Origin of the sequence: Streptomyces sp. NPDC093018 (genome assembly GCF_040684035.1) — a bacterium.
GTDB lineage: Bacteria > Actinomycetota > Actinomycetes > Streptomycetales > Streptomycetaceae > Streptomyces > Streptomyces murinus.
Window position 1 is genome coordinate 211,525 of sequence record NZ_JBFBFF010000011.1, and the last position, 8,919, is coordinate 220,443.

Sequence of the window (8,919 nt, forward strand, 5' to 3'; positions counted from 1 at the left end):
CCGACACCAGTTCCGCCGCCATGGCGTCAGCCGTCGTGCACCATGTCGAGGACCGGGACGAGGCGCCGTTTCGGCTCCTCGCCGCCGGTCACCTCCACCTCGTACATCCCCGGCCGACCGGGCGTGCACGAGGCCGCCAGCACGCCGGGCCTGCCCGGTACCGGCCGCAGGGCGGGGGTCAGCAGCTCGTCCAGGCCGTTGACCCCGCGCACCCTGCACTCCAGGTCGGCGCCGCGGGCGACCCCGTCGACCTCGATGGCGAAGGGCTCGCCCAGGGCGGACCACTCCGGCGCGCACAGCTCGTACCGCGCCTCGTCCCCCAGCATGGCGCCCCGCTCCTCCGGGTGCCGCAGCCCGTGCATCAGACCGGAGGCCATGTCGAGGACACTGCGGGTCCGGATGAGGTCGCCGTGCTCGTGATAGAAGTGCACCGGCCGTGCGGTGCCGGGCAGTTGGGCCGCGTACTGGTACACCGTGCCGTCCCCGGTACGTGGATCGCGCTGGGGCCTGCCCTCGGCGTCCGGGAACAGCCTTCCGTCGTTGTAGCGCTTGAAGAGGTACCGGTCGAACAGCGCGACGCCGTCGGCGAGCCGGTAACTGGTCCAGGTGCGCTGCCCCATGCCGACGACGGTCACATGCTCGGGCAGCGTGGTCTGCGCCCGGCTGGTACGCCAGTCCACGGCTGCCTTCGCCAGCTCGCGCCGCCCGCCGAGCGCCACGATGTCCTCGACACCCGGCACCTCCATGTCGCCGTCCACCTCATGGGCCCGGTAGCTGGGCAGCAGGTCGTAGAGCCCCGGCATGGTCGCGGCGACCTGGCGCAGGACCGCCGGTGGCACGGGGAACGGCAGGCCCTTGCCGGCGTTGAGCATCAGCACGGCCTTGACCGAGCCGTTGAAGGGGGTGCCGACGGTCATCACCGCCCGGATGTCGCCGCGCAGGGTGCTGTCCAGGTGCAGGGCCTCGCGGGTGAGCAGGCCGCCCATGGAGTGGGCCACGAAGACCAGCCGGGCGGGTCCCGCCCCGGGGTCGGCGTCCAGGTATTTCCGGTGCTCGGGGTGGGCGCGCCAGGCGTCCAGGTGGCGGCGGGCCGCGGCGGCGAGAAGGGCGCCGTTGTGCTCGACGGACAGCCGCCAGTCGTAGGGGAAGGGGAGGAGGGCGGCGGGGTCCACCACGCTGCGCCGCATCTCCGCGACCATCGCGGTGTAGGGGTGGGCGGAGCCGAACCCCGGCAGCAGTTCGAAGCTCTTGAGGAGCCCGGTCACCTCGACGCGTCCGGTACGGCCCGCACGTTCGTCCTCGGTCACCGCGAGCTGCCGCAGCCGCTCGGTGTGGGCCCGTGCGGTATAGGTGAGGAGCTTTCCGACCCCCCATAACTTCCGGCCGGTCCCGGCCTCCCTGAGTTCGCTGCCCATGATGCCTGGCACGATCACCACGGCGTCGTGCAGCCTTCGTCCCGGATTGTCTCTGCGCATGAGCTTCGCCTCGAACGCTCTGACGGCCCGCGTCCCCTGGGGCCGATGTCATGGACGGAATCCAAGAGGCTAGCACAGCGCAACACGCTCCGTGACTGCCTCAACTGACCTGTCTGACCTGGGAGTTACCCCTTCCGCTTGGGTCGTGTCCGGCCGCGCCCGAGTGCCCCGGACACCGGGCCGGGACGGCCGCCGAGCGCATGTTTCGAGGTCCGCCCGCGTGTCGGGGCCCTGGGCGAGCAGCGGGACGGCACACACTGCCCTATTTTTTGACAGATGACCGAAAGGCCAGTTTCGCCGTGCCCCGCCCCACCCCCTGATGACTCAGGGTCACCCCAAGAGGGCGCAATGTACCGCTCCGAGACCGGACGCCCGGCCGCGGGGAGCCCCTGATGGCCGGGCCCGAGAACGGGGCGTCGCCCAGGCAGCCGGACGACTCCGATCTGCATGTCCGCCTGCGGACCGAGCTGGGCCGCATGGACGAGCAGATGCGCAGCCTGCTGGACGCCATGGACCGGCTCCAGGGCCTGCTGGACGCGGTGGTCGCCATCACCCGCGAGAACGAGCTGCCCTCGGTCCTCTACCGCATCGTGACCACCGCCATGGACCTGGTGGGCGCCCGCTACGGAGCCCTCGGCGTGCTCGCCCCCTCCGGCGACGAGCTGGAGCAGTTCATCACCGCCGGCCTCACCGAGGAGGAACGGGGCGCCCTCGCGGGAACCGACTTCCCCCACGGCCGGGGCGTCCTCGGCGAGCTGATCCACCACCCCGAGCCGCTGCGGGTCGACGACATCGCCGCCCATCCGTCCTCCGTGGGCTTCCCGCCCAACCATCCGTACATGGGCACCCTGCTCGGCGTCGCCATCAGCGTCCGCGGCGAGATCTACGGCGACCTCTATCTCTCCGAGCGCCAGGACGGAGAGCCCTTCGACGCCGACGACGAAAGCGTGGTCATCGCCCTGGCCGGCGCCGCCGGCATCGCCATCGAGAACGTCCGTCTCTTCGAACGGGTCCGCGAGGGCGCCGAGCAGTTCCAGCGCCTGCTCCTGCCCACCCTGCCCGACCTGCGCCCCTTCACCGCCGCCGCGGTCTACCGGCCCGCCGCCGAGCCCAGCCAGCTCGGCGGCGACTGGTACGACGCCATCCCGCTGCCCGGCAACGTCGTGGCGGTCGTCATCGGGGACGTGGTCGGCCACGATCTGCCGGCCGCGGCCGCGATGGCCTCCACCCGCAATATGCTGCGCGCCCTGCTGTTCGACCGGAGCAGCGCGCCCGGCACCATCCTGTCCCAACTGGATCACACCCTTCAGGCCATCACCGAGAACCCCATCACCACCACCACGCTGGCCCGTATCGAACCGGCCGAGGGGGGCTGGCGGCTGTCCTGGAGCACCGCCGGCCATGTCCCGCACCTGTTGCTCGCGCCGGGCCGCCCGGCGGAGTACCTGTTCGCCGATCCCGGCCTGCCGCTGGGCGTCGACCCCGGGCTGCCCCGCCCGGACCACTCCTGTTTCGTACCGCCCGGCGCCACGGTGGTCTTCTTCACCGACGGCCTGGTCGAACACCCCGACCATCCGATCGACCAGAGCCTCGCCGAACTGGCCGAACTCGCCACCGAGTACGCCTCCCTCCCCCTGGACGACTTCGTCCAGGCCCTCGCCGACCGCCACCCGAGCGACGGCCACGACGACATGGCGGTCCTGGCCCTCCGCACCCCACCTGCTTGACCCGCTCCGGCCCGGCGGATCCGCCTCACGACCGATCCGGGCAACCGTCACGTCCCCGTCCCGGCCCGGCCCACCGCCGATCCCGATCCGGGCACCCGTCACGTCCCGGCAACCGCCACCTCGCCGATCCGGCCCACCACCACCGCCTCCCGATCCAGGAGCCCCCGCCACAGCTCCGACCCGGCCGACCACCGCCTCGCCGCTCCACCGACAGCCCACCCGGCCACCCGGCCACCCGGCCACCCGGCCACCCGGCCACCCGCGAGTCTGGCCGACCGCTGCCGTGCCGTCCGTCGATCGGCTTCACCCGGCCGTCCGCCGAGCCGGCCGATCGCGCCGTCCGCCCGCCTCCCTCCGGTCCGGCCGACTCCGATCCGCGCCTCCCTCCGATCCGCGTCTCTCTCCGGTCCGCCTCTCTCCGGTCCGCCTCTCTCCGCTCCGGGCGTAGGCGATCCAGTCCGCTGCTCCTCAGCAGCCCTCGGTCGCCCCGTGGGCGCGGCCTCCGCCCGACCGACGCCTCGCCGTCGTGCCTCATCGGTCCGGCCTTCCGACCCCGGCCCGTCCCACGGGTCCGGCCCACCGCCATCCCACCGGCATCCAGCCGCGGCCCCGCCGAGCAGGACCCATCCCTCGACCCGTTCTCACCCACTGGCCCCGGCCGTCCCCTGCCCTGGAGGATCCCCCGGATACGGCGGATGATGGTGGCCGGGGCGGTGTCGATGCGGAGGTCGCCCGATGACGGTCGCGCGGCATGGAGGACTCCGGCGCGGCGGTGTCGCCGCCCTGGAGATCTGTGCGGTCGCGGCGCTGTACTACGGCTCCGCCGAGCTGGGGCTGCTTCAGCAACTGGTGCGCAGCCAGGTCACCCCCTTGTGGCCGCCGACCGGTATCGCTGTGGCGGCCCTGCTGCTGCGCGGTCCGCGGATCTGGCCCGGCATCACGCTCGGCGCGCTGCTGGCCAACCTCTCGCTCGGGCCTTCGTACGCCGCGCTGTTCCTGATCGTCGTGGGCAACACGCTCGCTCCCCTGTGTTCATACGCCCTCCTCAGACGTGCGGGGTTCCGTCTCGAACTGGACCGGCTACACGACGCGCTCGCGCTGATCTTCCTCGGCGCCTTCACCGGCACGCTGGTCAGCGCGACGGCGGGCAGTGGGACGCTGGTCCTCACCAACGCCCTGAACACCGACCGGTTCTGGACGACCTGGTGGGTCTGGTGGACCGGCGACGCGATGGGTGTCCTGGTGGTGACGCCTGTCCTGCTGGTGCTGTGCCGGGCACATCTGCCCAGACAGGTGATGCCCTCCCGCTGGGCGGAGGTGCTGCTGCTCCTCGCGGCCACCGCCTGTGTCGGGTTCATCGACACCAGCTCCACCCCCTTGCTCTTCCTCGGCTTCCCGCTGCTGATCTGGGCCGCCTTCCGCTTCCGGCTGGCCGGCGCCGCACCTGTCGCCCTGGCCGTGTCGATCTTCGCGATCATCGCCGCCAACCATGGCTCGGGTCCGTTCGCCAGGCACGGCATGCTCACCGACATGGTCACCCTCCAGGCCTACAACGGCTCCTCCGCATTGACCGCGCTGCTCGTCGCGGCAACCGTCAGCGAGCGGGACAGGTCCCAGAAGGAGATCGCCCGGGCCTGCGGTCATCTCGCCGAACTGGTGTCCCGGCTCTCCATCACCGGCACCCAGCCGATACCGCCCACGGCCGACTCCCGCCCCCGCCGCGGCCCGCGTCTCGCCCCAGACGCCGACTCCAGATCGCACCCCCTCCCTGACCTCGGCTCCGTCCCCGGCACCGGCCCCGGCCCGGGCACCAGTCCCACCACCGGTCCCACCCCCGGCCCCGGCCCCAGCGAGGAACGCCACCACTCCCGCTCGACATATCGGCCAGCCCCACCCCCGCGCAGACCGGCCGACCCGCGCTGAGAGAGGGAGTGCGCGGCAGGGGCCGTACCGCCGCTTCCTCACCCGAGGGCGACGCGATCAGGCCGCCCTGAGTCTCGGGAAGAGGGCCTCCGCGCTGCCCCGGTTGATGGCGTCGAGCCCTCCCGGCTCGTAACCGTCGTAGCCGTCGAGCATCGAGTCGAAGAGCCTGCCATACTCCTCCGCGGCGAAGGGCGAGTCGCTGCCGTAGAGGACATGGCCGGGAGCCGCGAAGGCGAGCAGGGAGGGCAGGGCGGAGGGGCTGGCGGAGAGGGCGGTGTCGAAGTAGAAGCGCCGCAGGTCGGTCAGGATGCCTTCGGGTGTGGTGCCGGGGTTGAACTGGGCGCCCGCGGTGAACCGCCAGGCCGCGTAGGGCAGGAAGCCGCCCGCGTGGGAGAGGATCACCTTCATCCGGGTGTGCCGGCCCATCACTCCGTTGACCGTCATGTGCAGCGCGGTGCGGGTGGTGTCGAAGGGGAAGTCGACCACAGGGCCGGGCAGGCCGTCGAGCAGGGGCAGCGCCGAGCCGGTGGGGTGGATGAACACCACGGCGCCGCGGGCGTCCAGCTCTTCCCAGAGCGGGGCGAACTCCTTGTCGCCGAGATAGCGGCCATCGGCGTTGGACATCAGCACCACGCCGTCGGCATGCAGTTCGTCCAGCGCGTACGCGGCCTCGGCGAGCGCGCCGTCCACATCCGGCAGGGGCAGGCTCGCGAAGAGTCCGAAGCGGTCGGGGCGGTCCTTGACCAGCTCCGCGCCGTACTCATTGACACTCCGGGCCACCGCGCGAGCCTCCGCGTCGTCGCCGAAGTGAGTGCCCGGTGAGCTGACCGAGAGGACGCCGGTGGCGATCGAGCGGCGGTCCATCATCGCGATCGCGCTCTCCGCGTCCCATGCGGGCGTGGGCCAGCCCGCGGCCGTGGCGCCATGCCGCTCCATCACCTCCCGATAGGCCCCCGGGACGAGGTGCTGGTGGACATCGATACGTCGAGAAGCAGTCATACTCTCTTGCCCTCCTAACATTTAGCCTGCTAACGATTGCTTTGCTAAGGTAGCACCCGTGAGTGACAGAAGCAACAACCCTCGCGCCGTCGCCTGGGCGCAGGACCAGTCGGTGGCGCCCGGTGACATCGGCGCAGAGGAGATCTCCCAGGCCGCCGACGCCCTCTTCTTCGCGATGCGCCGGGCCCGTACGACCAGCGCGGAGCACTACGGCGGCCTCTCCCTCCCCCAGGTCGCCCTCCTCGAACCGCTGGCCACGGAGCCGGACCTGCCGGTGGGCCGGCTGGCGAGCAGCGCCGACGTCAGCGTCCCGACCGCGACGCGGATGCTCCAGCAGCTGGAGACGAAGGGGATCGTCGTACGCCGCCGCTCCCCCGAGGACGAACGGCGTGTCCTGGTCAGCCTCACCGACGACGGCGCCGAGCGGCTCGCCGTGCTCCGGGGCCATCTGCGCGAGCGCCAGGCCCGTGCCTACGAGGCGTTCACCCCGGCCGAGCGCGCCCTGCTGGTCACGCTGCTGCACCGCCTCACGGACCTGGTCGCCGACCCGGGCGCAAGCTGAGTCCCCCGGCCGGTTTGACCGACCCCCCACCCCGGTTACCCATGGCCGCATGATCCCCACCGAGGTCGCGGAGACCCTGCCGGAACTCGCCCCCTTCGCCCGCGCGGTACAGGCGCGGCGGCCCGACGACGGCACCTGGTGCGAGGCCTGGACGGTGCGGGACGTGCTGATCCACCAGGCGGGGAACGCCGAGGAACTGGCCCGTGTCCTTGAGGCGTTCCTCGCGGGCGCGCCCGTGGCGACCCGAGGTTTTGACCGCGAGGCCCCTTACCACCGGCTGTCCGACGCGGACCTCTGGTCGGCCTTCCTGCGCAACTGCGCGCGCCTGACGGACGTCGCCGCGGCCGCCGCGCGGGATCTCTCCCCGGACACGGAGATCACACGGACCGGCCGGACGGTGACGGCTCCCTTCTTCGCCGAGCACATGCGCGAGGAGCTGATCCTGCACCGCTGGGACCTGACCGGCGACGACCGTACGGCCGTACGAGCGCTCGACGAGCCCTGGATGACCCGACACAGCGTCGTCTCCGTCGGCCGCCCCCTGCCGGCCCGGGGCCGAGCCGAACTGGATCTCGCCGCCGACGAACGACTCGAAGCCCGTCTGCGCACCCCCGGCACGGACGACATCGTGCTGAGCGCCGACGCCGACACCGCCGGCATCCGTCTGGCCGCCCCGGAAGGCCCCGCCACCATCGAGAGCGACGCGGCCACCCGGATCCTCCTCCTATGGGGCCGCCGCCCCTCAGACCCCTCCCGCTGGCACAGCGCCGCGGGCCCCGAGACCCTGCGCCGGGTACGGACCCTGCTGGGCGGCTACTGATCGCCGCTCCCCGGCAACCCACGGGACCCCGCGGACCACTTCCTCGGAAGCCCGCGGACCAGCTCCCCGATAGTTCACGGCCCACTCTCCCCGGTAGTTCACGGCCCACTCCCCTCAGGAGCTCATGAACCATCCCCCCGTAGGTCATGAACCAATGGGCGTCGAAGCGGCGGGCCATCGTGTACGGGTGGTGCGGGTCGACGAGGATGCGGCAGACGAACTCGGCCAGCCGGTGATCCGTATGAGCCGTCGCACCCAGTCGACGTCCTCGCCCGGAGCGGCTGCCAAGGGCTCGGGCACCTCTCGGCGAGCGGCCATCAGCACCGGCCGCACGGGGCTCGCCGCGTCCCGGGCGGTGCCCGTGCCGATCCATCGGTCGCCGTACGCTCACGCCCGTATCGTGACGGCCCGACCCTCGAAGGGGGCGAGCAACGCGGCTCCCCTCGCCTCGTCGGCCGTCGGATCGGTGAAGCCGTCGAGGACGAGGGTGCGCGGGGCGCCGTACCTGCCGTTGAGCAGGTCGGTCAGGGCCTGCGGGTCCAGGGCGCCGGGCAGGTACAGATGGCCGGCGACCGGGCCGAGCCGGTCCAGCAGGTCGTCCACGGTCGCTTGCGTGAGCTCCATGACGGACAGTGAAGCGCACGGCACTGACAACCCAGCAGATTACTGCTCGGTAATGAGTGCGGGCAGCTTGCGCATGTCATGGAAGACGACGGTGCCGGGCCCCACGAGCCGCTCGGCGGGTGTCAGTCCCCCTGCGTACCCGAACGCCCGCATCCCCGCGGCGCGCGCGGCCCGCACACCCGGTCCGCTGTCCTCGACCACCACACAGGCGGCCGGCTCGACTCCCATGCTCCGGGCGGCGTGGAGGAACAGATCCGGCGCGGGCTTGCCGCGGGCGACCTCGGTGGCACTGTAGATCCGGCCCGCGAAACGGTCGTACAGTCCGGTACGGCCCAGGGTGTGCCGCATCTTGTCATGGGACCCGCTGGAGGCCACGCACGTCGGCAGCGTGATCGCGTCGAGGGCCTCCATCAGCCCGTCCACGGGGGCGAGTTCGGCGTCGACGGCCTCGCGGTGCAGCTCCTCGAAACGCTCCGCCCAGACGGCGGCGGTCTCCGCGCCCAGCCGATCGGCGACCTGTTCGCGGATCGCGGCGTGCGAGCGCCCGATGAACCGGCCGACGACCTCGTCCTCGCTCAACGGCCAGCCCAGTTCGGCGCCGAGGGCGACCTGGAGGCGGGCGGCGATGCGCTCGCTGTCGACCAGTACGCCGTCGCAGTCGAATATGACGAGCTCGGTCGGCCCGGTCGGCTCGGTCGGCTCGGTCGGCTCGGTCGGCTCGGTCGGCTCGGTCGGCTCGGTCGGCTCGGTCGGCTCGGTCGGCTCGGTCGGCTCGGTCGGCTCGGTCGG

At 72.3% G+C, this 8,919-nt stretch carries 8 protein-coding genes; 4 read left to right on the plus strand and 4 right to left on the minus strand.

The features are described 5' to 3' along the window. Positions 1 to 26: 26 nt before the first annotated feature. The gene (locus AB0N90_RS24500) at positions 27 to 1,475 is read right to left on the minus strand and encodes a hypothetical protein (RefSeq protein WP_365199905.1); all 1,449 of its coding nucleotides are present in this window, start codon (positions 1,473 to 1,475) and stop codon (positions 27 to 29) included. Between the two features lie 476 nt (positions 1,476 to 1,951). Between AB0N90_RS24500 and AB0N90_RS24505 the strand changes: the two genes are divergently transcribed. Together AB0N90_RS24505 and AB0N90_RS24510 are read left to right on the plus strand one after the other, a co-directional pair. Further along, positions 1,952 to 3,202, plus strand: a complete 1,251-nt coding sequence (locus tag AB0N90_RS24505; RefSeq protein ID WP_365200029.1) for a GAF domain-containing SpoIIE family protein phosphatase — start codon at positions 1,952 to 1,954, stop codon at positions 3,200 to 3,202. Between the two features lie 735 nt (positions 3,203 to 3,937). After that, complete coding sequence (locus AB0N90_RS24510) at positions 3,938 to 5,125, plus strand: MASE1 domain-containing protein (protein ID WP_365199907.1); 1,188 nt, start codon at positions 3,938 to 3,940, stop codon at positions 5,123 to 5,125. A gap of 57 nt (positions 5,126 to 5,182) precedes the next feature. Here AB0N90_RS24510 and AB0N90_RS24515 read toward each other — a convergent pair whose 3' ends face one another. Beyond that, positions 5,183 to 6,124: an amidohydrolase family protein gene (locus tag AB0N90_RS24515; RefSeq protein WP_365199909.1), complete on the minus strand. Its 942-nt coding sequence runs from the start codon at positions 6,122 to 6,124 to the stop codon at positions 5,183 to 5,185. A gap of 58 nt (positions 6,125 to 6,182) precedes the next feature. On the opposite strand from AB0N90_RS24515, the gene AB0N90_RS24520 reads away from it, so the two are divergent. Next, positions 6,183 to 6,686: a MarR family transcriptional regulator gene (locus tag AB0N90_RS24520; protein ID WP_365199911.1), complete on the plus strand. Its 504-nt coding sequence runs from the start codon at positions 6,183 to 6,185 to the stop codon at positions 6,684 to 6,686. Positions 6,687 to 6,735: 49 nt separating this feature from the next. Next, positions 6,736 to 7,506, plus strand: a complete 771-nt coding sequence (locus tag AB0N90_RS24525) for a maleylpyruvate isomerase N-terminal domain-containing protein (protein ID WP_365199913.1) — start codon at positions 6,736 to 6,738, stop codon at positions 7,504 to 7,506. Positions 7,507 to 7,893: 387 nt separating this feature from the next. Here AB0N90_RS24525 and AB0N90_RS24530 read toward each other — a convergent pair whose 3' ends face one another. Together AB0N90_RS24530 and AB0N90_RS24535 are read right to left on the minus strand one after the other, a co-directional pair. Beyond that, on the minus strand, positions 7,894 to 8,130 hold the full coding sequence (locus AB0N90_RS24530) for a hypothetical protein (RefSeq protein WP_365199916.1): 237 nt from the start codon (positions 8,128 to 8,130) through the stop codon (positions 7,894 to 7,896). Positions 8,131 to 8,169: 39 nt separating this feature from the next. Further along, entirely contained in the window at positions 8,170 to 8,796 is a 627-nt protein-coding gene (locus AB0N90_RS24535; RefSeq protein ID WP_365200032.1) for an HAD family hydrolase, read from the minus strand. Positions 8,797 to 8,919 lie beyond the last annotated feature (123 nt).